At 61.2% G+C, this 23,313-nt stretch carries 21 protein-coding genes; 4 read left to right on the top strand and 17 right to left on the bottom strand.

Annotated features, from left to right (window positions below):
* The first annotated feature begins 55 nt into the window (after nucleotides 1–55).
* Nucleotides 56–1,501, top strand: a complete 1,446-nt coding sequence (locus JNK74_21605) for a hypothetical protein (GenBank protein ID MBL7648782.1) — start codon at nucleotides 56–58, stop codon at nucleotides 1,499–1,501.
* A gap of 110 nt (nucleotides 1,502–1,611) precedes the next feature.
* On the opposite strand, the gene aroC is transcribed toward JNK74_21605, so the two are convergent.
* The 3 genes from aroC to aroA all read right to left on the bottom strand — a co-directional run bounded on the left by aroC (nucleotide 1,612) and on the right by aroA (nucleotide 6,648).
* Nucleotides 1,612–3,228, bottom strand: coding sequence for a chorismate synthase (gene aroC, locus JNK74_21600; protein MBL7648781.1), 1,617 nt, complete (start codon nucleotides 3,226–3,228; stop codon nucleotides 1,612–1,614).
* A 629-nt stretch (nucleotides 3,229–3,857) separates the two neighbouring features.
* On the bottom strand, nucleotides 3,858–5,114 hold the full coding sequence (locus JNK74_21595; GenBank protein MBL7648780.1) for a sterol carrier protein domain-containing protein: 1,257 nt from the start codon (nucleotides 5,112–5,114) through the stop codon (nucleotides 3,858–3,860).
* 259 nt (nucleotides 5,115–5,373) lie between these two features.
* Nucleotides 5,374–6,648 (bottom strand): 3-phosphoshikimate 1-carboxyvinyltransferase, encoded by a 1,275-nt coding sequence (aroA, locus tag JNK74_21590; GenBank protein MBL7648779.1) that lies wholly within the window; start codon nucleotides 6,646–6,648, stop codon nucleotides 5,374–5,376.
* A gap of 262 nt (nucleotides 6,649–6,910) precedes the next feature.
* On the opposite strand from aroA, the gene JNK74_21585 reads away from it, so the two are divergent.
* The gene (locus JNK74_21585) at nucleotides 6,911–8,497 is read left to right on the top strand and encodes an amidohydrolase family protein (GenBank protein MBL7648778.1); all 1,587 of its coding nucleotides are present in this window, start codon (nucleotides 6,911–6,913) and stop codon (nucleotides 8,495–8,497) included.
* A 103-nt stretch (nucleotides 8,498–8,600) separates the two neighbouring features.
* Here the strand turns inward: JNK74_21585 and JNK74_21580 are convergent, their stop codons facing one another.
* The 6 genes from JNK74_21580 to sfsA form a co-directional block, all read right to left on the bottom strand.
* Nucleotides 8,601–9,167, bottom strand: coding sequence for a hypothetical protein (locus JNK74_21580; protein MBL7648777.1), 567 nt, complete (start codon nucleotides 9,165–9,167; stop codon nucleotides 8,601–8,603).
* 187 nt (nucleotides 9,168–9,354) lie between these two features.
* Complete coding sequence (locus tag JNK74_21575; protein MBL7648776.1) at nucleotides 9,355–10,434, bottom strand: sigma-54-dependent Fis family transcriptional regulator; 1,080 nt, start codon at nucleotides 10,432–10,434, stop codon at nucleotides 9,355–9,357.
* A 121-nt stretch (nucleotides 10,435–10,555) separates the two neighbouring features.
* Nucleotides 10,556–11,140, bottom strand: a complete 585-nt coding sequence (locus tag JNK74_21570) for a hypothetical protein (GenBank protein MBL7648775.1) — start codon at nucleotides 11,138–11,140, stop codon at nucleotides 10,556–10,558.
* Complete coding sequence (locus JNK74_21565; GenBank protein MBL7648774.1) at nucleotides 11,137–13,545, bottom strand: ATP-dependent Clp protease ATP-binding subunit; 2,409 nt, start codon at nucleotides 13,543–13,545, stop codon at nucleotides 11,137–11,139. The genes JNK74_21570 and JNK74_21565 overlap by 4 nt, the downstream gene beginning before the upstream one ends.
* 197 nt (nucleotides 13,546–13,742) lie before the next feature.
* Complete coding sequence (locus JNK74_21560) at nucleotides 13,743–13,994, bottom strand: hypothetical protein (protein ID MBL7648773.1); 252 nt, start codon at nucleotides 13,992–13,994, stop codon at nucleotides 13,743–13,745.
* 315 nt (nucleotides 13,995–14,309) lie between these two features.
* Nucleotides 14,310–15,416: a DNA/RNA nuclease SfsA gene (gene sfsA, locus JNK74_21555; GenBank protein ID MBL7648772.1), complete on the bottom strand. Its 1,107-nt coding sequence runs from the start codon at nucleotides 15,414–15,416 to the stop codon at nucleotides 14,310–14,312.
* Between the two features lie 95 nt (nucleotides 15,417–15,511).
* Here sfsA and JNK74_21550 point away from each other — a divergent pair, with 95 nt between their 5' ends.
* Nucleotides 15,512–16,096 carry a DJ-1/PfpI family protein gene (locus JNK74_21550; protein ID MBL7648771.1) on the top strand — a complete coding sequence of 195 codons (585 nt, stop codon included), beginning with the start codon at nucleotides 15,512–15,514 and terminating at the stop codon, nucleotides 16,094–16,096.
* 189 nt (nucleotides 16,097–16,285) lie between these two features.
* Here the strand turns inward: JNK74_21550 and fliS are convergent, their stop codons facing one another.
* The 8 genes from fliS to JNK74_21510 all read right to left on the bottom strand — a co-directional run bounded on the left by fliS (nucleotide 16,286) and on the right by JNK74_21510 (nucleotide 22,641).
* The gene (gene fliS / locus JNK74_21545) at nucleotides 16,286–16,726 is read right to left on the bottom strand and encodes a flagellar export chaperone FliS (GenBank protein MBL7648770.1); all 441 of its coding nucleotides are present in this window, start codon (nucleotides 16,724–16,726) and stop codon (nucleotides 16,286–16,288) included.
* A gap of 85 nt (nucleotides 16,727–16,811) precedes the next feature.
* Nucleotides 16,812–18,527, bottom strand: a complete 1,716-nt coding sequence (fliD, locus tag JNK74_21540; protein ID MBL7648769.1) for a flagellar filament capping protein FliD — start codon at nucleotides 18,525–18,527, stop codon at nucleotides 16,812–16,814.
* A 180-nt stretch (nucleotides 18,528–18,707) separates the two neighbouring features.
* Nucleotides 18,708–19,136 (bottom strand): cyclic nucleotide-binding domain-containing protein, encoded by a 429-nt coding sequence (locus JNK74_21535; GenBank protein ID MBL7648768.1) that lies wholly within the window; start codon nucleotides 19,134–19,136, stop codon nucleotides 18,708–18,710.
* A gap of 81 nt (nucleotides 19,137–19,217) precedes the next feature.
* The gene (locus JNK74_21530) at nucleotides 19,218–20,048 is read right to left on the bottom strand and encodes a PTS sugar transporter subunit IIA (GenBank protein ID MBL7648767.1); all 831 of its coding nucleotides are present in this window, start codon (nucleotides 20,046–20,048) and stop codon (nucleotides 19,218–19,220) included.
* A 139-nt stretch (nucleotides 20,049–20,187) separates the two neighbouring features.
* Entirely contained in the window at nucleotides 20,188–20,382 is a 195-nt protein-coding gene (locus tag JNK74_21525; protein MBL7648766.1) for a hypothetical protein, read from the bottom strand.
* A 73-nt stretch (nucleotides 20,383–20,455) separates the two neighbouring features.
* Entirely contained in the window at nucleotides 20,456–21,316 is an 861-nt protein-coding gene (locus JNK74_21520; GenBank protein MBL7648765.1) for a shikimate dehydrogenase, read from the bottom strand.
* Nucleotides 21,317–21,391: 75 nt separating this feature from the next.
* Nucleotides 21,392–21,739: a histidine triad nucleotide-binding protein gene (locus JNK74_21515; protein ID MBL7648764.1), complete on the bottom strand. Its 348-nt coding sequence runs from the start codon at nucleotides 21,737–21,739 to the stop codon at nucleotides 21,392–21,394.
* Nucleotides 21,740–21,912: 173 nt separating this feature from the next.
* On the bottom strand, nucleotides 21,913–22,641 hold the full coding sequence (locus JNK74_21510; GenBank protein MBL7648763.1) for a 16S rRNA (uracil(1498)-N(3))-methyltransferase: 729 nt from the start codon (nucleotides 22,639–22,641) through the stop codon (nucleotides 21,913–21,915).
* Between the two features lie 55 nt (nucleotides 22,642–22,696).
* Between JNK74_21510 and JNK74_21505 the strand changes: the two genes are divergently transcribed.
* Nucleotides 22,697–23,221 (top strand): hypothetical protein, encoded by a 525-nt coding sequence (locus JNK74_21505; protein ID MBL7648762.1) that lies wholly within the window; start codon nucleotides 22,697–22,699, stop codon nucleotides 23,219–23,221.
* Nucleotides 23,222–23,313: the final 92 nt, after the last annotated feature.

Here is a 23,313-nt window from a genome sequence, read left to right as displayed (position 1 = left end):
GAGTATCATGCTTAAGAAATGTTCAATCGCCCGTCCTCACCACCCAGGAGTACCCATGCGCCCCACCCTCTTAGTGGCCTGCCTCATCGCCATCCTCTCCCCCAGAGCCTTCCCCGAACCCATCCCCGTGGGCAATCAGAAGCAGCTCTTCTTCGACGACCGCTTCATCGCAGCCTCGGAAAACACCCACCGGCGGATGAATCAGGGCCAGAAGATCGGTCCCCTGCTGGATCAGAACGGGAACCGCATCCACGGCCACGTGAACCAGGTCATGGAGGAGGGAGGCAAGGTGCGCCTCTACATCGGCGCCGATTCCCTCACGATATACGAGAGCGACGACGGCCTCCATTTCACCCACACGGGCAAATCCATCGGGCGGGGCATCTTCCCGACGCTGCTTCTGGACACCCACGAGCAAGACCCCGCCAAGCGCTACAAGATGTTCTACCTGACCCTCGACACGCCCTTCGACACCGCGAAACACGGTGTGCAGGCGGCCTACTCCGCCGACGGTCTGAGTTTCACCGAGGTGGGCCAGGTGCTCCCTTTCTACTGCGACAATCCCCCAATCGTGCTCTGGGACGATCGAATCGGCTCCTACGTAATCTACACGCGCGTGCTGGAGCGGGATGCGGAGAATGAGCGGCGCATCACCCGCATCGTTACCGACGATCCGCTGAAGCCCTGGCCTTACACCAAGACCGACAAGGACGACTGGCTCCTCACACCTGCGAATTCAGCGACCATTCTGGAAACGGATGCGGAAGACGACCCCTATTCGGATTTCTACTACAACTCGGCTACGATTTACCCCTGGGCCCAGAACACCTACCTCATGGCCCTGGCCCCCTTCCGCCACTTCATGCCCAGTCGCCAGCCCTTCTTGCGGCCCAAGGCACCCGGCCAGTGGGAGGACTTCGGTGTGCTGGAGATTCAGCTTGCGGTCAGCCGCGACGGCGTAAAGTGGGACCGCCCCTCCCGCGAGCCCTACTTCCCCACCGGCCTGGGCGATGAATGGGATCGCTGGTACGCCACCATGGCCCAGGGCATCGCGCGGCGCGGCAACTATCTGTTCCAGTATTACACCGCCAGTGGTCGCACCCACGACGGGCTGATCATCCGCGCCGAGTACGATGACGTGGAGAATCTGGGCGGTGTGGGCGCAATCAAGCAGCGCATGGACGGCTACTACTCCATCGACGCGGATCACAAGGGCGGCTGGTTGGAGACGCCGGTGCTCACCTTCACCGGAAAAAAGCTGCGGCTCAACATCGACACGGGAGCCATGGGGACGGCCTTTGTGGAACTGCGCGATGAATCGGGCACGCCGATTCCGGGTTTCACCCTGGAAGACTGTGAAGAAATCGGCGGCAACTTCATTGACCAGACGATCTACTGGAAGGGCAACTCGGATGTGTCGTCGCTGATCGGAAAGCCGATAAAGATGCACATCAAGCTGACCCGCGGAAAGCTCTACGCGTTTCAGTTTACGGAGGAGTGAGAGAGATCCCCTCCAACTTGTACAAAGTGGACCGAGTGGACTAAGGCGGACATCAGTCCACTCGGTCCACTTAGTCCATCCCGTCCACTTAGTCCACGGTTTTTCGCCCCTTACAGCGGATTCGCCGCCGCCCACTCCGGATTCAAGCGACTCTGAACCTCCCACGCATCGAGAATGACCAGGGCGGCCATCGCTTCGATGACCGGCACGGCACGGGGAACAATGCACGGATCGTGACGACCCAGCACCTCAATCTCCACGTTGTCCCCATGCTCGTTGGTCGTCGTTTGCTGCTTCGCAATCGAGGCGGTCGGCTTTACGGCCACCTTCAGCACAATTGGATCGCCCGTGGAAATTCCGCCCAAAATGCCCCCGGCATAGTTGCTGAGAAACTTGCCGTCATACATCGCGTCGTTGGCCTGGCTGCCGCGCAGCTTGCAGAGGGCAAAGCCCCCCCCCACTTCCACACCCTTGATCGCGCCGATGGTCATGATGGCGGTGCAGAGGCGCGCGTCGAGCTTGCCGAAGATGGGGTCACCGAGGCCTACGGGCAGCCCGTGGATCTCCAACTGGATCACGCCACCCACGGAGTCCTTGTCGCTCCGCGCATCGAGAATGGCCTGCTCCATGGCCTTCGCCGCTTCGGGGTCGGCGCAGCGCACGGGGTTCTGCTCGATGAAATCGTAGTCGACGGTCTTCGCTTCGATACCGGCCACTTCCGTGGCGTGGGCGACGATGCGGACGCCCTTTTCTTTCAGCATCTTCAGCGGCACGGCGCCGGCGGCCACGCGGCACGCGGTCTCGCGGCCGGACTGACGCCCACCGCCGCGATAGTCGCGGAAGCCGTATTTCTTATAAAACGTGAAGTCGCCGTGGCCGGGACGAAACACGTCCTTGACGTTGTCGTAATTTTTGGAGCGCTGATCCTGATTATAAATCACCATGGCAATGGGCGCGCCGGTGGTCTTGCCCTCGAAGACGCCGGAAAGGATCTCCACCGTGTCCGGCTCTTTGCGCTGGGTAACCACCTTGCTCTGGCCCGGACGGCGACGATCGAGTTGCTCCTGGAGGATTTCCTCGCTGAACTCGATTCCGGGGCGCATGCCTTCGAGCACGGTGCCGATGGCGCGGCCGTGGCTCTCGCCGAAGCCGGTCATACGGATCACGTCACCGTAGGTATTCGCGGAGGTCTGGCGCACGGCCAGTTCCTCGCCGATGTAATCCGCGAGTCGGGCGGCCTGCTCGTCCGGACTGCCCTCGGTGGTGTCAAACACGATATCCGCAAAGGGGCGCAGCACCTCGGTGCGGTGGGCGGCCTGTTCTTCGAACTTGACGCGGCCTTCGGGGCCCGTGAGCCAGGGAGGAAGCCCCTTTTCCGTGGCGCGCGCCCATAGCACGTCCGGGGCGGCGGTGAGAAAGACCAGTATGGCATTGAGGCGCAGGGCGCGGCGGGCATCGGGGTCCATCATCATGCCGCCACCGGTAATGATCAGTTTGTAGGAGGCTTCCGCGGATTCCAGGGCCACGGCGCGCTCCAGGGCGCGAAAACCCGCCTCGCCGGCGGCCTTGAAGATCTCGCGGCAGGTCGCGGCCTCGCCCTGGGTTTCCTGATAGCGGGTCTCAATGCGGCGGTCGGTATCAATGGTGTCCATGCCGGTGAGTGCCGCCAGCGCGGTGCCGAGGGTACTCTTGCCGGCGCCCTTGGAACCCATAAGTACAATATTCATCAGAAATTCTTTCTTTGGATGGGCGGCAGGCAGAAAAAGGCCGCTCGACTCGGGAACCTATGATCTTTTCATACCGGAGCCCGCAGGATCCAGTTTTGAGCGACCAAGGGACGTACCGCCGCAACCGAAACTGCGCAGTAGCAAAGTTTTCGTTGGCCTTCAATAAGCACCCACCCGAGCAGATCCCACTACAGTGCGGCGGCCCGCCACGGCGCGTCTGCGAAATGTCCCAGGGGATGCTGGAATCTCGACGTGGAACATATAGAAAGTGATCGAGATTCTTCCCAAAAATGTCGGCACCTTCATGGCAAGCAACAAAGTATTTCCCCACAGCTCCACACAGATCGACACAGATCTGTACAGAAAAAGCAAGAACAACCCATCACGTCATAGCCCAATCGAAAATTGTTGCGTCTCTTCCTCTTATCTGTGCGGATCTGTGTGGATCTGTGGGGCAATATTTCTTTGGAGGTCGTGAGGGTACAAGAATACTCGGGGAAGATTCTGTTTAGTCCGCGTCCCCCCCAGGAGACAGGCACGCGCGTTGACGTTCTCTTCCCAATCCAACAATGGCGGTTTGACGCAACGTTTCACTCCCTCGCCCTGGTGGCGGGCGCGTGTCCGTCCCCTCAGAACTGCCAATCGGTGATTGGTGGGGGTAGACGGAAGCATTCATCCAATTGGTGGAGCAGTTCCGGCGACCCCGAGAGTTCATCGGTCACCGCCAGGCCGGTCGCCGGGCGTACGCCGAGCCAGAGTCGGGTGAAGGCGCCGACCGAAGCCGTCAACGTGGGGAGTCTGTCGTCGAAGCCCGCGTCCACATGGCTTTCCCGGCCGAAAGACACCCGATAGCTGCCGGAGATACCGCGCCAGTCAATTCCTTTGAAGAGATCGGCGTGGCGTGGCTGATATGCCTCCATGGGATCGTGTAATTCCAGGTTAAAGGTCAGCTCCGGACCGGTCAGATGGGTTGCGGCGACACACGCCACCAGGTCAAGCATCCGATATTGAAACCAGGCCCGGCCCTGACAACCGCTGGGGAAGTTTCCGCCTGCCGTGCTGTTAAAGTGCTGCGTGGGCCGATCCATTAGGTCTTGAAGCTGAATCCCGGAAGGTTCCGCTAGATTCACCTGGCGTATCTGGTCGCCCCACTGCTTGATAAGGCCGAGCAATTCGAGGAGCTGGTCCCCCGTCTTCCAGAACAAAAATTCGACGACGTAGGGTCCGCTCATCATTTGTTGTACGCCACACCAGAGCCCGTGGGAGGGCGTCTCGCCCGGACCGTCAAAATAGCCGAGTCCAAAACCGCCCGGCGTTCGCAAGAGCGTGGACTGCGTCATGCGGGGATCGAGTACGGACACGCTTCCGTGGAATCGCTTTCGGCTCAGGCGCGCGTCGTGAACCGCTTCGAAGTCGGAGGGGTAAAGATGGTGTGGCGCACGGACTTTGTCCGAGACGGTGAGGCGGACGGGATCGAAGCGCCAGAGATGCTCGTAGGCGGCATTGCCGAAACCGATTCGATTGTAGAAGCCCTGTTCGAAGGTGCTAAGCCCCGCCACGGCGAATCCGTCGCGACCCGCTTCGGCCACGGCGCGGGCGGTAAGTCCTAGGGCGAGACCCTGCTTGCGCCCGTTGCGGCTGGTGGCCACGCCCGTTACGCCGCAGAGACTGAGTTCGGCATCGAGGTGGCGAATGTTGGCCGGGGCTGTGAAAACAAGGCACTCGGGCGCGCCATGGACCAGCCCCGCATAGCCCCTTCCGGATGCGGTGTAGGCGGCCATACCCTTGCAGGCCTGCGCATCGTGACGGTTGAGCCACCCGGCTTCGTGCCAGAGACGTTCCGCCGCGTCCTGATCCTGTTGGGCATCGAAATAGCGCCAGTCCATGGGAAGTCTTTCTTGGCTGAAGAGCAGTTTAAGGCCACAGTCCACGACCCGGATTTCAGAGACATCTGAGACTGCAGGGACGGCTGAATTTCAACCGCCTGCTGCCTTTGTGGTCGCAGAGGTCCCATTCGTGAGGTCACACTACGTCGTGCCGAAACGGGAGCGCGGGCTTTCTTACCCGCGTTTCGTGCGACGGAGTCGCACGACAATCACGGACTGAAAAGTCCGTGCTCCCGCTGCGCAATAACTTCGCAGGCCTTCAGATCACCCGCGCTTTTCCGCCGAGGCCGACGAGCGCTTCGCAAAACGTCGGAAACGTAATATTCATCGCCTCACAACCGTTAATCGTCGTCGTACCGGGCAGCATGGAACCGGCAATCGCCAGCGACATCACCACACGGTGATCGTCATGGCCCTCCACTTCGGCGGGCCGGAGGTCGCTCTGCTCAATGATCAGGCCGTCGGGCAGCTCGGTGATCCTGGCGCCCATTTTGGATAGCTCCTGATTCATGACGGCAATGCGATCGGTCTCCTTGAGACGCGCCTGGGGCACGTTGACCAATCGCGTCGTGCCTTTCGCGAAGCAACCGACCACGGCCATCATGGGCAGGGCGTCGGGCGTGGCGTTCATGTCAATCTCGCATCCGACGAGATCCTTCGCGCGCACGTTGATCCCTTCGGCATCGATGCGCACCTCCGCACCCATCTGTTTGAGGTAGTCCACCACGGCCTTGTCGCCCTGGGTGTCGCCCATATCAAGGCCGGAGGAATAGACCTCGTTGTCGCCCATGGCGCCCGCGGCGAGGAAGAACGTCGCCGAGGAGAAGTCGCCGGGAATGCGCCGGTCCACGGGCAGATAGGTCTGCCCACCGGGAATGTGGAATTCGCTCCAGTCGTCGGCGGCTTCCACTTTGATGCCCTGGCGTCGAATCCAGTCGAGGGTAATGCCGACATAGGGACGCTCGTTCAGCAGCGGAACGAGAATGTGGCTGTCCTTCTCGGCGAGCGGCGCGTTGATCAGCAGCGACGTGACATATTGGCTTGTTACGGCTTCAATCGACGTCTTTCCGCCGCGCAGTGTGCCTTCCACCACGAAGGGCGGGGTGGTGCCGCCGCGCGTAGAACGGACGTTGGCCCCGAGGTCATTGAGGGACTTCGCCAGGGGGCCGCAGGGCCGGCTGCACACCTGTTTATCGCCCGTCAGCACCGTGATGCCGTCGGGGTTCAGCGTGGCGCTGCCCAGGGCGATGCGCATCGTGGTGCCGGAGTTGGCCACATCAATCACGCAGTCGGGCGTCCGGGGTTTGCCGCCGAAACCATTCACGCGCCAAACATCGCCCTCGTCCACAATCGTCGCGCCGAAGGCCTTATAGGCGCGGAAGGCCGCCCGGGCATCCTCGGAGTCGAGGGGCTGGCGAATGACGCTTTCACCCGGCGCCAGAGACGCGATGGCCACGGCACGAATGCAGTGGGATTTGGAGCCGGGGATTTCCGCGGTGCCGCGCAGGGGGGCGCCTTCGACGAGCAATTTCATGGTTCATACTTTCTGGTGCTATCGGGATATGGTGCGCCCGCTGCGGGCTCATGGGAATCCGTGATTATACGGACTATGCATACGGGGGTCAAAATGGAGGCCGGAAGCCCGTGCCTTCGGGGTTCAATTCAACCGGATTCGCCGGATCGGTCTGAACGGTCCGATTTCCCGCTACGCCGAGTTTCCTCCGGCATGCCCAAATCCGTATACTGAACAGGGCCCCCCGGCGGTGGCCACCGGCAAAGGTAGAGGCAGTACTCCCATGAGCAAGCACCACGACGATGATCATCGCGATCCCCATGACCACAAGGAGCCTTCGCTGAAGGATGCCCTCATGCCCGAAAAACCGGGCATGGTCACTCCCGAGGCCAGGAAGCGCCGTCCCGGGCCAAGGAAAAACCGCCGCGAACACCGGGATTCGTCCGGAGACGCGCCCTCACTCAAGGATGCCCTGCTCCCCGAGAATCACGTGCCTAAGCCCGTGCCAGCGAAGGCAACCCACGCGGGCGATCAAAAGACGGACGAAACGCTGGTGCGTGATTGGCGAGTGGCAGCCGATACTTCGAACAACAGCCGAGTCATTCCCAAGATTGTCGGGGCGGCGATTATTCTGGGCTTTGCCGTAGTTCTGACGATAGGGTACAGGGGAGCCCCCCCCGTCCGTGGAACCGCCGACGCGGGCAAGTCCAACGTGGCGGCCACGCCCGCCGCCGAAGCGAAACCGCCTGCGCCGACCGAGCCGACAACCGCGCCCGCGCGCCATGGCGAACCCTTGACCGACTGGGTCGATCCCGGCCCCATGAGTCTGGCGGAAATGAAGGAGAAGCGGCTCATTGTCGATGTGCACGAGCACATCGAAAGCCTTGCGGAGGCTCCGCTCTTTCTCAAGGCCATGGATCAGTTCGGGATTCAGACCATGTGCCTCATGGGCAGTTCCAAGTTTACGCTGACCCTGAATGAACCCGTTGGTTTTACCGGTTACGACGAAAACAACGAGGAACTGTTGAAGATCGTTCAGGCCTACCCCGGGCGCTTCGAGGCGTGGCCCACGCTCAGCCCCGAGGATCCGGACAAGCTCGCGAAGATCCAGGATCTGGTGAGGCGGGGGGCGACGGGCGTGAAGCTCTACACGGGCCACGGCTACGTCACGAAGAAGCACGAGTACATGTTTCACCCTGTGGCCATGGACGACCCGGCCATGCTGCCCTTTTATGCCTGGTGCGAGGAAAACTACATACCCATCGTGCTGCATGTAAATCCCTTCGGCGAGAAGAAAGGCTTTGCGGAGGAATTTGTCGCGGTGCTCACCCAGTTCCCCGATATGAAGGTGGTGGCGCCTCACTTTATCCTGTCGACCGTGAAGAGCAATCGCCTGCAGGAGCTTCTGGATACCTTCCCCAATCTGTACACGGATGTGAGTTTCGGCGACTACTTCATGAAGGAGCGGCTGCTCTATATTTCGAAGGAGCCGGACAAGTTCAAGCGGATCTTCAAGAAGTATCCCGATCGCTTCATGTTCGCCACGGACCTGGTGATGATCAAGGGACGCAAGGACGACTGGGCGCCGGTCCAGTTTCAGGCCTATATAGACATGCTCACGAAGGAGACCTACACCTCCCCCGCCATTCCCGGTGTAACCCTCAATGGCCTGAACCTGCCCGACGATCTCCTGTCGAGAATTCTATTTCGGAACTACCACGCCTTTCGGAAGTATCGGCCTGTCAACACGAAACCGCAGGGCGAAATTGACTGGAAGCGCATGAGCGTGTCGCCGGTGGAACGAAAGCCCGGCGAAGCGTTCCCGCCCGTGCCCAAAGTGGACACCGGCGCACCCGACGGCGGCGCATAGGCGGCCAATCCGTTATTGAACGCCTCGCGCCTTCGCGGCGCCCCGCAGCCAGTTCAACCGTGGCGCGCGGGTGTCGCGAAGGCGCGTTGGAGGACACACTCGACTACTTGCCCAACTCTTCCTTGAAGGCTTCTATGGCTTCTCCGAGTTTTTTCACCCGGGCCTCGATCCGGGCATTCAGATCCTTCGCCGACGCCTCGCTGGCCGCCTTCAACTCCTCGAACTCACGGGCGAGTTCGGCGCGCTCCGCCTCGATGCCGGCCCAGGATTCCCGGGCCTTCGCGCTGGATGCGTCGCCCAGTTCATCCATCCTGTGTCGCAGGTCTTCGAGCTGCTCGTCCAGCGCTTCGGCGCTTTGGTTCCATTGATCCCGGGCGGAATCCCGACCTTCCTCGATCAGATCCTTCATTTCATTTTTCGCGTCCTTTGCCTCATCTTTCACATCTTCGGCAAGCTCGCGAACTTCCCGGCCCAACTCACGGCCCGTTTCTTCCAAACTACGGCCCGATTCGACCGGGTGCGCCGGGTGAAACTCCGACTCGGTGTTCACGGGCGCTTCCGACGCGGGTGGCGCGCTCTGGTCGGGTGCGGGTGGCGCTTCCTGCTTGCAGCCGCCCGCGGCGAGGAGGGTCAGTGCGGCCAGGGTGGGCCAAACTTTGTACGTGTTCATGGTTCAAACTCCTTCGGTTCCTGCGCGGCAGGTTGCTGCCGCGCCTCCTGAACAGGGGGCAAGGAGCGTGCCAATGAAAACAGGGCAAGATCCGTAAAGAAGGGTGTCAATCCGGGGCCGGACCGTGTAATCCTTATACGATCACCGGGGCGCCTCACCCGCGCCTCGCGCACGGGGCCTGCGCACACTATTCAGAGGTCTTGACCGCGCCCCAGCGCACAAGCTTGTCATAGAGTGCTTTGCGGCTCACGTTGAGCTGCCGGGCGGCCAGGGTCTTGTTGTTGTTGCAGCGCGCCAGGGTCTGGAGGGTATAGGCCCGCTGCACTTCGTCAAGGGTGTGGCCGGCGGGGATAAAGATGCCGTTCTCGCCCGCTTCCCGGCCATGTCCCGCGCCGCCGTCGCCATTGCCGGGTGGAGGCCCGGGCCGTTCCGAAGCGAGGGCGATGGCGGGCTGCGCCAGATCGTGGGGCGATGGACCGAAATCGTGATCGGAGACTTCGGCGACGCGTCCCGGCATGTGGCGCAATTGAATGATGCCCGTCGAGGCCGTCACGGTGGCCTGTGCGAGCACATTCTTCAGTTCGCGCAGGTTGCCGGGCCATTCATAGCCCAGCAGGGACTCCAGGGCTTCGGGGGAGATCCCCTGGATGTCGAATTCGTATTCACGATTGATGCTGCGAATGAAATCCTTGCAGAGCATGGGAATATCGTCGCTCCGGTGCCGCAATGCGGGCAGCTTGATGCAGAGCACCTTCAGCCGGTAATAGAGGTCCTCTCGGAAGCGGCCTTCGCGCACGGCGCTCTCCAGATTCTCGTTGGTGGCGGCGACCAGCCGGAAGTCGGTGGGCACGTCGCGCTTGGCCCCGATGGGCCGAATCTTTTTTTCTTCCAGCGCGCGGAGAAGGGCGATCTGCATGCGCGTGTCCATCGTGCCGATCTCGTCCAGAAAAAGGGTGCCGCCGTGGGCCTCGCGCAGACGCCCGAGTTCGTCGTCCGTGGCTCCAGTAAAGGCTCCCTGCTTGTGGCCGAAGAGTTCACTGGCGATAAGTTCGTTGGAAACGGCCCCGGTGTTGAACGCCACGAACGGACCCCGCCTGCGTTCGCTGCGATCATGCAACTCGCGCGCCACCAATTCTTTTCCCGAGCCGGTCTCGCCGATGATGAGCACCGGCATATCAACGGCGGCCCCTTTGCGGATCATGGTGTAGACCCGTCGCATCTGACGGCTGTCCCCCACCAACCTGCCGAATCGCTTGATCTGTGTCATAGGCCCGCCTGACGCTCCATTCCGGACTGCTACCCGTGTAAAAAGTATACACGACGGAGCGGGCGCGCGCGGAGCCAAAATTTTCCCGATTTCAGGGCCGCGCGGCGGCGGGGACGAAGTGTCATGAAGGTCCGTTCAGGAAGGGGCGCAACAGCTCCAGCATGCTGGCAATACCCCGCTGCACAAAATACTGGATCTCGCCCGGCAGCCCCGGGCGGAAGTATCCCGCCACCACGGCCACGATGAACAGGACGGCCAGGCCGCGCACGAATCGGGATGTCCCCCCGCTCAAGGTGCCCACCCACCAGGCGGCGGCCCAGAACTTACGCCCGAGCACGCGGATTGACCACACCACGTCGTTCTCTACGGGGAGCCCCCGGCTCCTGCGCGCCAGACCGTCGGGCGCGCAGCGGAGATGGAATTCCGTGTTGCCGACCGTCAGAATGCCGCCCTCGCGGAGTACCCTCGAGCGGATTACGCCGGTGGACTTGCCGTTGACGGCGAGGTTGCCGCCATGAATTTTCCGCACACGGTAGCCATCGCCCACGGCGGTGAGCCGGGCGTGGTAACGCTGTACCGCCTCATCCAGGCGGACATTGACTTCGCAGCTCATGTCACTGCCGATAATCAGCGGGGCGCGGTTGATGGGAAACTCGGTGCCGTCTTCCGGGCCGTTGATGATTTCCAGCATGTCGGGCTGGCTCATGGTACGATCCTCGGCATGCTGTGGGCCGGCTTGCCCTTGCGGTAGATCAGGGTGTCATCGCCCTCGATCAGGATATCGATCATATCGCCGCTTTCGAAGCGGCCGTCGACCAACCCGTCGCTGATGGGCGTGGTCACGAAGCGATCCACGGCGCGGCGAAGCTCCCGCGCGCCATACTCGCGGCTGTATCCTTCGCGGGCAATGTACTCGTAGGCTCGCTGGTACATGCGGATGCCGATCTGCTTCTCCTGAAGCCGGTTCCGGATCGCATTGACCTCCAGGCGCAAGATATTGCGCACATCCTCGGAAAGAAGGGGGTAGAAGGGCACCACCTGATCGAGGCGATTCACAAACTCGGGGCGGAAGTGATCGCGGAGGGCCTGTATCAGCGCCTCCTGTGCGACCGCCACTTCGGCCTGGAGCAGCAGCTCGGAGCCGATGTTGGAGGTGATGATGATGATGCAGTTCTTGAAGCTCACCTCGCGCCCGCGCGAATCGCGCAAGCGCCCTTCGTCGAACATGGGCAGAAACAGATCGAAGATTCGGGGATGAGCCTTTTCGATTTCGTCAAAGAGCAAAATGGAGAAGGGCGCATTTTTCACCGCGCCGGTCAGCACCCCCTCCTCTTCATGCCCCACATAGCCTGGTGGGGCGCCGACTAATTTGGCTATCGAATGCTCCTCGCTGTATTCGGACATGTCAAAGACGATGAGGTGGCTGGACGAGCCGAAAAGATGCTGTGCGAGCAATTTGGCCAACTGGGTCTTCCCCACGCCCGTCGGGCCGAGAAAAAGCATGATGGAATCGGGACGGTTCGGATCGGAGAGGCCCGTGCGGGATTTTTTCACGGCGGAAACCGCCCGGTTGACCGCCTCGTCCTGGCCAATCAATTGTTTTTTGAGGACCTGATCGAGGTTGTTAAGATACATCCGCTCATCGGCCGTGAGCTGCTCCAGCGGAATCGCGGTAATCTGGCTGACCACTTTGCGGATGGAATGGGGCGTCACGCTGCGCTCTCCGTCGGTATCGGGATTGTCCGATTCCCGCAGGTCTTTCTTACGCATCATGAGACTGCGCAGCCGATGGCGCGCACACGCCTGATCCAGCACATCGATGGCCTTGTCGGGCAGGTTGCGGTTGGGCATGTAGCGCACGGTCAGGTCGATGGCCGCCTTCAGGGTGCGCCGGTGAATGTGGACGCCGTGGTGCTTTTCCAGCGTTGGCCGCACGCGCTTGAGCACTTCATACGACGCCTCGGCCGAGAGTTCGTCCACGCGCACCATCTGGAAACGCCGCTCCACCGCCGGATCCTTCTCGACAAACTTGCGGTACTCCTGGAGGGTGGTGGCGCCGATGCATCGGAACTCGCCCCGGGACAATTCCGGCTTCAAGAGATTGGCCAGGTCCATGCCGTCGCCGTCGGTGGCGCCCGCCCCCATAATAAGGTGAACCTCGTCGATAAAGAGCACGGCGTGCTCGGAGCGCTTCACTTGCTCAATCAGCGCGAGCACTTTTTCTTCGAAGGCCCCCCGATACTGGGTGCCCGTCATCAGGGCCGCGATGTTCAATTCGAGGATGCGGAAGGGCGGTATACCGCCATTCTTCCCTTCCTTTGCGATCCGGAGCGCCAGCCCCTCGACGATCTGGGTCTTCCCAACGCCCGCCTCGCCCACCAGCATCACGTTGTTCTTCGTCTTGCGGGAGAGGATTTGAAGTATCTCGAACATTTCATCGTCGCGCCCCGTGGCCTCCTGCAAGGCGCCACGGTGGGCCGCCTCGGTGAGATCGCGGGTCAGGGGTCCCGACTGGTTGGGCAGGGGCACTATCTCGTCGCGCGCCGCGGGTGCGGACGGTGAGGCCCCCACCGCGGCGCTTGCCGCACGGGCACCCTTGGCTGCGGGAATATTCTGCAACTGTACATCGGAATAGTCCGGCAGGGGCGTGACCTTGTGGTAGGCCTGGGGGGACACGAAGCCCAGCTCCGCCTGAAGCTGCTGGTTGCAGCCGGCGCGATCCAGGCCAAGCCGGTCCATGGCGCGGGCGGGTGCGGAGAGATCATCGCGTAGCAGCGCCAGAAGCAGGTGGCCCGCCAATGGCTTTCCATGCCCGATGCGCGTAGCCAGCTTCGACGCCTGGGAAATGAGCTGGATACAGCGGGGCGTGTAGAAGGTTTCGCCCGAAGGCGTGCTCGCATTGCCCGTCCACGCCATTCTGTTTACTTCGCGCTGAACGGAAAAGAGGTCACTCAAATAGCGTTCGCGGACGCCTTCCGGGAGTTGGCCCGCAGATTCCAGAAGCGCGGTCAGCACCTGGCTGACGCCGACGAAGTACGTCCCCTGGTTGGCGCTGATGGCAGCGGCCTTCTCCAGTACGTCGCCAATCTCCGGTGAAACATTCAGTTGCACCCCAAATCTCCCTTGCGCCCAAGTTCAGGCCCAGCCTGTCGAATTGCTTTGCAGCATTATTGCGATCTTACCCGGAATGTGCAACAAGTTTTTGAAGGGGAAGAAAAACAGCGGGAAAGCTGGGATAGGGGGACACACGAGGTGCGGGGCAACCGTCACAGGGAGAAGGAGAGGGTGTGGGGCCTGGGGGGAAATTGTCAACCGAGGCAGTTGCTGTTATACCAGGCGCGCCATTGGGCGGCATACTTCAAGACCCAGTCAAGGGCGGCCTCGCGGCCCAGGTCACGGTTGGCTTTTTCGGATTCTATCCACTTGTGGCGCGCGATTTCTTCGCGCTGCATGTCCAGCATGCGCGCCTGCTCGCGTTGTCGGAAGGAGGACGCGTGATAGGTAAGCCAGTCCTCGCAGGCGGCCTCATAGCCCACGTCATAGCCGCAGGCTTCCGACATAAAATACTTATGCCGTTTGACTTCCTCGAGCTCTTTCCTCGTCAACGATTCCATCACGGTGCACTACCTTATTGTGCCGGGCAAGGGAGGGACCGAAGGACCGGGCACATGGTCCCAGTAATTCTTCCGGTCTCGCTGCCCTGCAACACTCGATTCAAACGAATATGTAACATAGATTCGCGAATAAATCAAGGGGTCCTAATAATAAAATCAATTATTACTTGACAACTCCTCATCCCTTCGCTGGTATGGACGACCGACACGACCACCATATTCATGGTCATTTTGCGCGGCAAGGCCCCGGCTTGTCCCGAGTCACTCGTCCTTTCCCAATTTGGGACACCGGGGATGGGCCATACGAAAACGGGCGAGCACCTCGTGGAATTCGCGGGTGTTGCGGGGATCGCGCTCGAAGACCCCGCAGTGCTTCACCCCTTCGCCGACGGGACGGGTCGGCGCGGCCATATCGGGAAAGCGCTTTGCGAACAGGGCCGCGATCTGTGACGCGTGATCCACGGACGAGACGAGGGCAAATTCCTCGATGACGCGAAGCCCGTCGAACCGCGGTGTCTTGTGCAGCTTTCGAAGCCAGGCGAAAAGTCCGGATGATCGCCATCCGGCCAGCACGTGGTAATCGCCCTGGTCCGTGGAGGTTTCGCGACACAACACGAGGAAGTTGCCTCGATCCCCCAGCTCTCGGGCCACATGTTCCCATGGTACAGGCACATGGCGTACTTGGCTCCCGAGCCGGAAGTCCCGCCGCCAGGTAACCGCCAGGGGAATAATTTCAATGAGGTCTCTCACGTCGAGCAGGGTCCGGCTGAATGCGGGGTCGGTATGGTAGTCCGGCATGAACCAGCGAACCTCACCGGAATGTATGACGAACAGGACCGCCGTGCGCACGCCGCTTTTCGCAAGGGCCGCAAGCTCCTCCAGGTGGCGGCGGCCCCGGGCCGTTACCGCGTCGGGAAACATGGCGACGCCGTTGCCAAAGAGCGTGCAGGATTTCACTTCCAGGTATACCGGCTTTCCCTCGGCCTCGAGGAGAAAATCGAAGCGGCTGTGGCCCAGCGGGACCTCGGTGCGAACGATCCGCGCTTGTTCGAGGCCCGGCACGCGGCCCCGTTCCAGCAGGTGGCGCGCCACATCATTATTCACATGGGTGTGAAGAAAGATTGGGCGATCTTTTCCCGCCACGCCGACCATAGTATAGGCGGTCTTTCGTTCGGCGCTTGCGTCGGCCGGCACGAGGTAGATTTCTACGCCGGGCAGGAGCAATTCCTGGAGGCGACCTGGATTGGGCAGAAAAGCGCGAACCCGGGTGCCGTCGGACCGTTTTCCGATGACAACGAAACGATTGGGCCGTTCAAGGAAGGTGGCGCACTGGATGGCGTCGAAGGGCGGGCGATAGGTTGGTGACATGGCGAGAGCATAACACATACCCGATGGCGCGCTGGTGTACAATGGCAACACAACCGCGCCCCGCCGGGGCACTCAACCATTACGAGGATATACCAATGGCAGCAAAAAGGATTCTGATGATCGTGGGAGATTTCGTTGAGGACTACGAGGTCATGGTGCCCTTCCAGGCACTGCTGGCCGTGGGCCACACCGTGCACGCCGTCTGCCCGGACCGCAAGACGGGAGACAAGGTGCGAACCGCGATTCACGATTTTGAAGGTGATCAGACCTACAGCGAGAAGCCGGGCCACAATTTCGCTCTGAACGCGGATTTCGTCGGCGTCAATCCGGCGGATTATGATGCGCTCGTGCTGCCGGGCGGCCGCGCTCCGGAATACCTGCGCCTGAACAGCCAGGTGCTGGATATGTGTCGCCATTTTTTCGAGACGAACAAACCGGTGGCCGCGATCTGCCACGGGCTCCAGATTCTATCGGCGGCCGGAGTGCTGAAGGGGCGCGCGTGCAGTTGCTATCCGGCCGTTGGACCCGAGGTGACGGCGGCGGGCGGGACCTTCCAGGATATCCCGGTGGACGCCGCGCACACGGAGGGTAATCTCGTGTCGGCGCCGGCCTGGCCCGCCCACCCCGCATGGCTGGCGCAGTTTCTGGAACTGTTGGGGACGAAGATCAGTCACGGGTAGGCCGGGGGAAAGTGCGGGAAGAGTCAGGGCGCATGTGAGGCGTTTCCTCCGGCGATTCCCGGGGCGCCCCGCACACGGCAGAACGACACTTCTTACGCGGTCTTTTCATGTTGCCGGGCGGAAGCGGTCCCTATGAAAAAGCCCCTTCCCAATTGGGAAGGGGCTTTGAATTTCGGGGCTTTTGCCAGATCAGCCTTGGAGGTTGAGAACCGCCGCGCCATGCTGGTTGATTCGGGGAGCCTCCGGGGGACGTTCCTCCGCCGCCTTGCGAAAGGCCTCCTGCCAGGTGTCCCGCATGTCCGTCATCAGATCGATGCACTCTATGATGGGCGCCTCGGTCTTCTTCACGTTGGCCGTGATCAGCAGGTGCTGGAAGTATTCATAGAGTCGGTCCAGGTTTCTGGCGACTTCGCCGTGGCGCATGTCCAGAGAACCGCGCAACTCGGCCACAATCTCCTGCGAACGAATGAGGTTGTTGTGGACGCTCTCGAATTTCTTCTTTTCCAACTGACGTTTCGCTTCTTCCGCGCGCTTGATGGCGCCGTTGAACAGCATGACGACCAATTTTCCCTGAGACGCCGTCTCAACATCGACCGTCGTATACGTGTTCATCTTGGAAGTAGCGGGCATGGCGGAACTCCTTGCGTGTTGTTTTCCCACGTACAATTATAATAATAGCGCCTTTCCGGTATCCCGGCAAGGCCCGTTGGCGGGTCTAGAATGATCCCAGTCTGGAGAGGGCCGCGGCCTGATTCTGATAGACTGCGGAAATCTGCTCCAGCGAGGTGAATTGCCGGCGCAGCCGATTCTCACGCTGCAGAAGCCGGGCTTCCAACCGGTCGATCTGGTCGTTGGTGCTCTGGATTTGCTGATCGATGGTGCCATTGTCTTTGGAGCGCTCGTTCAGGAATCCCGAGGTCTTGGTGGCGTCGTCGAGAAAAGTGAAAAGCTGGTCCGCGATGCCGTTTTCGGCATCGTTGACGAATACGCTGATCACCCCCGAACGATCCGACTTGAGCGCCTCCCGGAATTTTTCTTCATCCAGCGTAATGTTCAGCGGAAGATCGCTGTTGAAGTCCTCGCCGCTCGAGATGCCCAGGTCGATCATGCTCTGGTAGTCACCCGTCAGACCGGAAACCTGGGAGAATATGGTGCCCACCAGATAGGTCTCGATCGACCGTATTCCGCCGTCTCCACGCAAAACCCCTTCGGGGCCTACGAGACTTCGGACCTCATTCAAGGCGGTGTTGAACTCCTCCACGAACTTCTGGATATCTTCAACAATTGCATCCTCGTCACTGGAAATGGTGACCGTGCTGGTGCCGACGGACAACAGATCCAGGGTCACGCCGCCGATGGCGTCGGACACCGAATTCGTGTTGCGGGTCTGGACCGCACCGCCATTTACCGTGAATTGCGCGTCGACGCCCGCCGTCTGCACCGCCGTGTCGAGATTGACCAGATCAAGAAAATTGCTGGTATCACCGGCGCTTCCGAAGCGGATCGTGGGGCTGCCGAGGGTATTGGAAACCACGCGGATGGTGTCCGTTGCCGTGTCGTAGCTGGCCGTTACGCCCGCCTCGGATTCGTTGATCGCGCCTATCACATCAAGGATGGTATCGGAGGAGGGATCGATAGTGATGGCGACGCCGTTTACCGAAAAGGTACCCGAGGTCACGGTGCCGTTTACATTAGCGGAATTCAACGCTTCGGTGGTCGAGACCGCACCCAGATTCCGGGTGCTCGACACGGTTGTGGAGCCGCCGACACCCGCGGCCTGGGTGGCGCCCCGGACATTTATCACATCGAGAAAGTTGCTCGTGTTGGAATCCGTACCGCCGAAATTGATGAAACTCGCGTCGCCCGAGGTCGTATTGGCGATGGTGACTTTGTCCGTCAGGGAATCGTAGGAAGCGGTAACGCCCGCGGCGCTGGCGTTGATGTCCGCCAGGATGGAACTCAAGGTATCGGTGGTGGGGTCAACCGCGAAGGTGACGCCGTTGATGGTGAAGTTGCCCGCGGTGATCTCGGTGGTGATGCCGCTGGAATTCAGGGCCACCCCCGTGTTGATCGGCGCGCCGATGGCTCCGCTGCTCACCGCCTCGGTGGCGGTGGCGAGCTGGGTCACGTTGATGGCAAAGGAACCGGTGACCGGCGCGGAGCCCGTAACCGACGATGTGAGGACTTCCGGCTTGCTCGAGGTGGACTGGAAGGCATTGAAGATATTGTTGAAACGGAAATCCTGCGCCGTGTTGCGCAGGGTCTGGAGGGTGGTCCGGAGGGTCCGTACCGCGGTCTGCTGCTCTTCAAGCGCGGTAATCCGGTCTTCCATGCGAAGGACGGGACGGCGCTCAATCTGCATCAACTGCGCGATCAAGGTCGCGCTGTCAATACCGGTGATCAATCCACCTGAGCTGAAGGTACCACTCATCCGAATTCTCCGCGCCCGGAGCGGCATTTACCCATCCCAGGATGGAGCTCCGGTGTATCCGTACGTTCCTATTATCGGCAGGAAAGTGCGGGGCTTTAGCGCGGAGTTTGCGGGGTACGGTGTCCTGGGCATTGGTGGTGGAACGAGGGGCCTGGACCAACAATAACCGACAAATAGCAACTAACTAATGAGGCGCTTGTTGGCTTCTTTGAGGCGGTGGCTAAGGGTCTTGATGATGTTAAGCAGCACCCGAATAGCGACGCGCTTCGACATTAACCGCTCAAAGGTGCTTTCGGTCAACACAAACAGACGGCTGTCATTCACCGCACGGACCGTCGCGCTGCGCGGCTCCTTGTTCACCAGCGCCATCTCCCCGAACATATCGCCGGTGCGTAGTTCGGCGATGCACTTGTTCCCGTCGAAGACGCCCAGTTTTCCGCCCAGCACCACATACATCTGACTACCGACGGTGCCCTGAATGAAAATATCCTGCCCGGCGCTGACATGCATGGTCATGCCTTTGGCAAATATTTTGGCCACTTCTTCACGGTTGAGCCCGTTGAAGAGCGCAACGTGCTTGATGTACTGGTCAATGGTGTTCGGGTCCATCGGTTCAAGTCTCCTGGTTGCTTTCGCCTGGCCGCTGCCCGCGGTAACGACTGCAATACTCAGGCAGACGCCTCGGACGTTCTATACGATGTAGATGAAACGGCTGCAGTTGTTGCAGGTGTGGATGTGGTCGGTATCCTGGCGGACACGCTGGGCATACTGGGAGGGCAGCTTCATGAAACAGCCCTGGCAGGTATCCCCTTCCACGGGGACAAGCGCGGGGGCGCGACCCTTGGCGAGGCGGTCGTAGTGCTTGAGGATACGGGGGTCGATCATGGCGCGGATATTTTCGATGCGCTGCTTGATTTGCTTCTTGCCGGTGCGGGCGGCCTCGTACATTTCCTGGCACAGTTGGAGCCGGGCGAGGAGCACGAGGTCGGCGTGGGCGTCCTGCGCGGTCAAGAGGTCGGGATCGGCCTTGACCTGACTCTCGTAGGTCTCTTCCTGGGTGATGAGGGATTCCGAGAGCTTCTCCAGCAACTGGAAAATTTCGGCTTCATCCGCCGCGTCGAGAATCGCCTGCATGTGCTCTCCGTCGCGCAGGAGCTTGGAGATGGTCGCGATGAAATTCAGATAGGTGGTCTGCTGGGAGGGCGGGTAGCAGATGAGGAAGATAAGGTGAACGGGATGCTTGTCCACCGCGAGGAACTCGAGACCGGCGGGGATCCTCCCGACGGCACAGATCAGGCTCTTGAGTCCGGAGACCCGCGCATGGGGGACGGCAATGCCATGACCAATACCCGTGCTTTCCGTCGCTTCGCGCGCCATGATCTGGTCCAGCGCGGGCCCGGCGTTCTTCAACTTTTTGCTTTCAAAAAGGAGATTGGTCAACTCCTTGAGGGCGTCCGCCTTGGTGCCGGCTTTGAGCTTGGTGGCGATGCAATCTTCCGTGATGTACTTGGATATCAACATGTGGTCTTGTCCTCAGAGGCCCAGGGCCGGTACGGGATCGCCGCGCCGCGGGGCGTACGCCATCCGGAACCGCAAATCCGGCCCGTATACTATCACGCAACTCCACTTCCGCACAATGCGGCGGGGGAAAATGGAGAGATCACTCCGCTTCCTTGTACCAGATCGAGGTCACCACGATGGGGTCGGCGTTCTGGCCGTGATGCCGCTCCTGGCCGCAGCTTTGATGTACAAACGCAACTTCCACCTTCTCCCGTTCGAGCCACGCGTTGATTTGGCCGTCGCACTGGGACAGCCCATCCAGATTGGATTTCGCAATAAATGTCTTGACCTTCATTTCGATTCCGTTTCCCGATCTAGCCACGGAACTTGCCCGGGGCGGTTTCACACACGTTCGTCTCCCAAATCATTCAGAATGGTTCCCCACTGAGTATATCAAGCAGGGTAGCGCGCATGACCTCGATCGGCGCGGGGACGCCGGTCCAGGTCTCGAATTGCAGGGCGGCCTGCTGAATCAGCATTTCAGAACCCAGGATGGCGGTGCAACCCGCCGCCTCGGCTTCCTGGATAAAGGTGGTCTTCAGCGGGCGGTACACCATATCAAACACAATGTGGGAGCGCCGCAACATGCCCTCGGGAATGCACATCGCCCCTTCGTGCCGGGGATACATGCCGACGGGCGTGCCCTGTACCACAATCTCATGATCCGCCATCGCCCCTTCGATCTGGGCGGCGAGATCGCCGCTGCGGACCGGGCAGCCGCCGGCGTTCTCCAGGTCGTGGGCAAGTGCGGCGGCCTTGCCGCCGTCGCGGGCGAGGATGGTCATGCCCGCCACGCCCGGTTCCAGCGCCAGCGCAAAAGCCACGGCGCGCACCGCGCCTCCGGCGCCCAGGAAAAGAATCCGCTTGCCCGTTAGATCGACACCCGCCTGGCGAAAGGCCCGCAGGGTCCCCGTGCCATCGGTCACGCTGCCGAACAGTCGCCCTCGCTCGCTGGTGACCGTGTTGATGCAACCCACCCTGCGCGCCATGGCGTCCAGTTCGTCCACGTGCTCCATCGCGGCAACTTTGTGGGGTATCGTCACGCTGAGTCCCCGAAAACCACCCATCGCCCGCATGCCCGCAAGACAGGCCCCCACGTCTTCGACGCGAAAGGCGCCATAGACGAAGTTCAGTCCGGTCGCCGCAAAGGCGGCGTTATGGATGGCCGGTGACAGGGAGTGTCCCACGGGATTGCCGATAACGGCGCAAAATTGGGTGCTGGTGTCAATAACTCGGGGCACTGATCGGAGAACCTCCTGCAGAAAACGAGGCGATTGAATAAGGTATGACGAGGGCGCCGCGGGTCATCCGGGCGGCCATGCGAGGGAGCGGCCACCGAGGATGTGGAGATGGAGGTGAAAAACCGTTTGACCGCCATCTTCGTTGCAATTGACCACGAAGCGATACCCGGCCTCGGCAATACCCTCCGCCTGGGCAATCGCGCTGGCCCGAAGGAACATACGTCCAAGGAGGGCCTCGTCCTCGGGGCGGGCCTCATGGATCCGGGCGATGTGCCGCCGCGGCACGATCAGGCAGTGGGTCGGCGCGCCGGGATTGATGTCGCGAAATGCGTAGAACTCGTCGTCGGAATAGACCGGCGTGGATGGAATTTCCCCCGCCGCGATCTTGCAGAACAGGCAGTCTCCCGCCATGAGCCAATTTCTCCTTACCCCATTGCAATGGCCTTGTGGAATTCTCGGTGAATGGCACATCCCCACGTGGACCGTCGCCATCAAGTCCATGGTAACCGGGCGGAAAGCGAAAAACAAGCGCGCATTTGGAGTAGAATTTCACTTGAGGCAACGTTGTGCGCGTGTTTCAGGCGTCAGACCTGATTTCCACCCAGGGCGCCGAGTTGATGCTGGATGAGGGTCACGCCAACGGTTGCGGCGGCCTCCGAACGGAGGGTGTAATGGCCGAGGCTCAGTGGCAGCGCCCCGCGCTCGCGCAGCAAGCGCATCTCGTCCGCGCTGAAATCACCTTCGGGGCCCACGAGGTAAAGCACGGGAGATTCCCGACCGATGGATGACACAGGAACATGGGGGCCGTCCATGGCGGCGACGGCGAGGCGGGCCGACGGGTTCTCCTCCAGCACTTCGGCGAGCGACGGTACCACGGAGATTTCGGGCAGCCAACGGCGTCCACATTGCTTGCAGGCTTCGACGGCGAGGCGGGTCCACTTCGGGGAATACCGGGGGGACTTCTCGGAATGGGCGGCGCGGTAGAAGCAGATATGCGCCACGCCGAGGACGGTCGCATCCCGCACGAGTTCATCCAGCACCTTGTCGCGGTGGAGCCAGGCCTGGGCCAGGGTGAGGCCCGGATGTTCACGGGGGGTAAAGTACTCCCCCGCCACCTCCACGGTGACTTCCGCACGGGAAAGCGCCCCGACCGTGGCGGACCAGGCGCGCCCCTGACCATCAAAGAGTTCGACGCTGTCCCCAGTCCGAACGCGGAGTACGCGCAGGGCATGGTGGGATTCTTCGGGAGAGAGCAGGGCGACTCCGGAGCCGGAATGGCCTTGAGGATGATAGAAACGGTGCAAGTGCGGCATGCCGCATGATACCGTAGACCCTCGGAGCAATTACAGCACAACGGACGCAAACACCATGAGAACAGCAGCGCGATTTCTGGGGCGGCTCGCCCTTTCAGCCACACTGGCGATCGGATTCTGGGGGTGCTCGAAGCAGACAAGCGAGGCGCCCCTTCCCGCGCCGCAGTCGGCCGCGACCGGGGCTGCGAAGATTGCGGAGGCGCCCTCCTTCACAGTAACACAGGAAATAAATGGTCCCTATAAGCCGGGGGCGACCGTCACGGTAAAGACGACAATGAACTACACCGGCAGCGAACCGGTGACCGCGCTGGCCCTGCAGACGACGCTGCCCCAGGCATGGCGCTATGGCGGGACAAGCGGTGATCTCAAACCCGCCATCGACCCGCAACAAGGCACCACCGGGTTGGCCACCCTGATCTGGATTCAGATCCCGACCTTTCCCGCAACCGTAACCTACACGCTGGACGTGCCAGACTGGACGGAAGGCACCCATACGCTGAGTTGCAAGGCCATTTACAGAACGCTCGGCGATGAACTGACCTCACCCATCCACGAACTGCCCCTGACGGGTGAAAAATAGCCCCTTGCACGTCGGGCATGCGCCGCCGCCGGATCTCCCGGTGGTCACGGCGTGCCGAGGGGCGGCAAGAGGTGAGAAAAATTGACGCACGC

Source organism: Candidatus Hydrogenedentota bacterium (genome assembly GCA_016791475.1).
Taxonomy (GTDB): Bacteria; Hydrogenedentota; Hydrogenedentia; order Hydrogenedentales; family JAEUWI01; genus JAEUWI01.
The sequence above is the reverse complement of the archived record's forward strand: the minus strand, read 5'-3'. Positions and strand labels throughout refer to the sequence as shown.

Excerpts from the sequence above, each read along its gene's own strand:
- aroC (MBL7648781.1), bottom strand. The coding sequence starts at position 3,228 with ATGAATATTGTACTTATGGGTTCCAAGGGCGCCGGCAAGAGTACCCTC.
- JNK74_21535 (MBL7648768.1), bottom strand. The coding sequence starts at position 19,136 with ATGGACCCGAACACCATTGACCAGTACATCAAGCACGTTGCGCTCTTC.
- JNK74_21525 (MBL7648766.1), bottom strand. The coding sequence starts at position 20,382 with ATGAAGGTCAAGACATTTATTGCGAAATCCAATCTGGATGGGCTGTCC.
- JNK74_21575 (MBL7648776.1), bottom strand. The coding sequence starts at position 10,434 with ATGACACAGATCAAGCGATTCGGCAGGTTGGTGGGGGACAGCCGTCAG.
- JNK74_21605 (MBL7648782.1), top strand. The coding sequence starts at position 56 with ATGCGCCCCACCCTCTTAGTGGCCTGCCTCATCGCCATCCTCTCCCCC.
- aroA (MBL7648779.1), bottom strand. The coding sequence starts at position 6,648 with ATGAAATTGCTCGTCGAAGGCGCCCCCCTGCGCGGCACCGCGGAAATC.
- JNK74_21585 (MBL7648778.1), top strand. The coding sequence starts at position 6,911 with ATGAGCAAGCACCACGACGATGATCATCGCGATCCCCATGACCACAAG.
- sfsA (MBL7648772.1), bottom strand. The coding sequence starts at position 15,416 with ATGTCACCAACCTATCGCCCGCCCTTCGACGCCATCCAGTGCGCCACC.
- JNK74_21580 (MBL7648777.1), bottom strand. The coding sequence starts at position 9,167 with ATGAACACGTACAAAGTTTGGCCCACCCTGGCCGCACTGACCCTCCTC.
- fliD (MBL7648769.1), bottom strand. The coding sequence starts at position 18,527 with ATGAGTGGTACCTTCAGCTCAGGTGGATTGATCACCGGTATTGACAGC.
- JNK74_21550 (MBL7648771.1), top strand. The coding sequence starts at position 15,512 with ATGGCAGCAAAAAGGATTCTGATGATCGTGGGAGATTTCGTTGAGGAC.
- fliS (MBL7648770.1), bottom strand. The coding sequence starts at position 16,726 with ATGCCCGCTACTTCCAAGATGAACACGTATACGACGGTCGATGTTGAG.
- JNK74_21560 (MBL7648773.1), bottom strand. The coding sequence starts at position 13,994 with ATGTCGGAAGCCTGCGGCTATGACGTGGGCTATGAGGCCGCCTGCGAG.
- JNK74_21595 (MBL7648780.1), bottom strand. The coding sequence starts at position 5,114 with ATGGACTGGCGCTATTTCGATGCCCAACAGGATCAGGACGCGGCGGAA.
- JNK74_21515 (MBL7648764.1), bottom strand. The coding sequence starts at position 21,739 with ATGGCGGGAGACTGCCTGTTCTGCAAGATCGCGGCGGGGGAAATTCCA.
- JNK74_21505 (MBL7648762.1), top strand. The coding sequence starts at position 22,697 with ATGAGAACAGCAGCGCGATTTCTGGGGCGGCTCGCCCTTTCAGCCACA.
- JNK74_21510 (MBL7648763.1), bottom strand. The coding sequence starts at position 22,641 with ATGCCGCACTTGCACCGTTTCTATCATCCTCAAGGCCATTCCGGCTCC.
- JNK74_21530 (MBL7648767.1), bottom strand. The coding sequence starts at position 20,048 with ATGTTGATATCCAAGTACATCACGGAAGATTGCATCGCCACCAAGCTC.
- JNK74_21570 (MBL7648775.1), bottom strand. The coding sequence starts at position 11,140 with ATGAGCCAGCCCGACATGCTGGAAATCATCAACGGCCCGGAAGACGGC.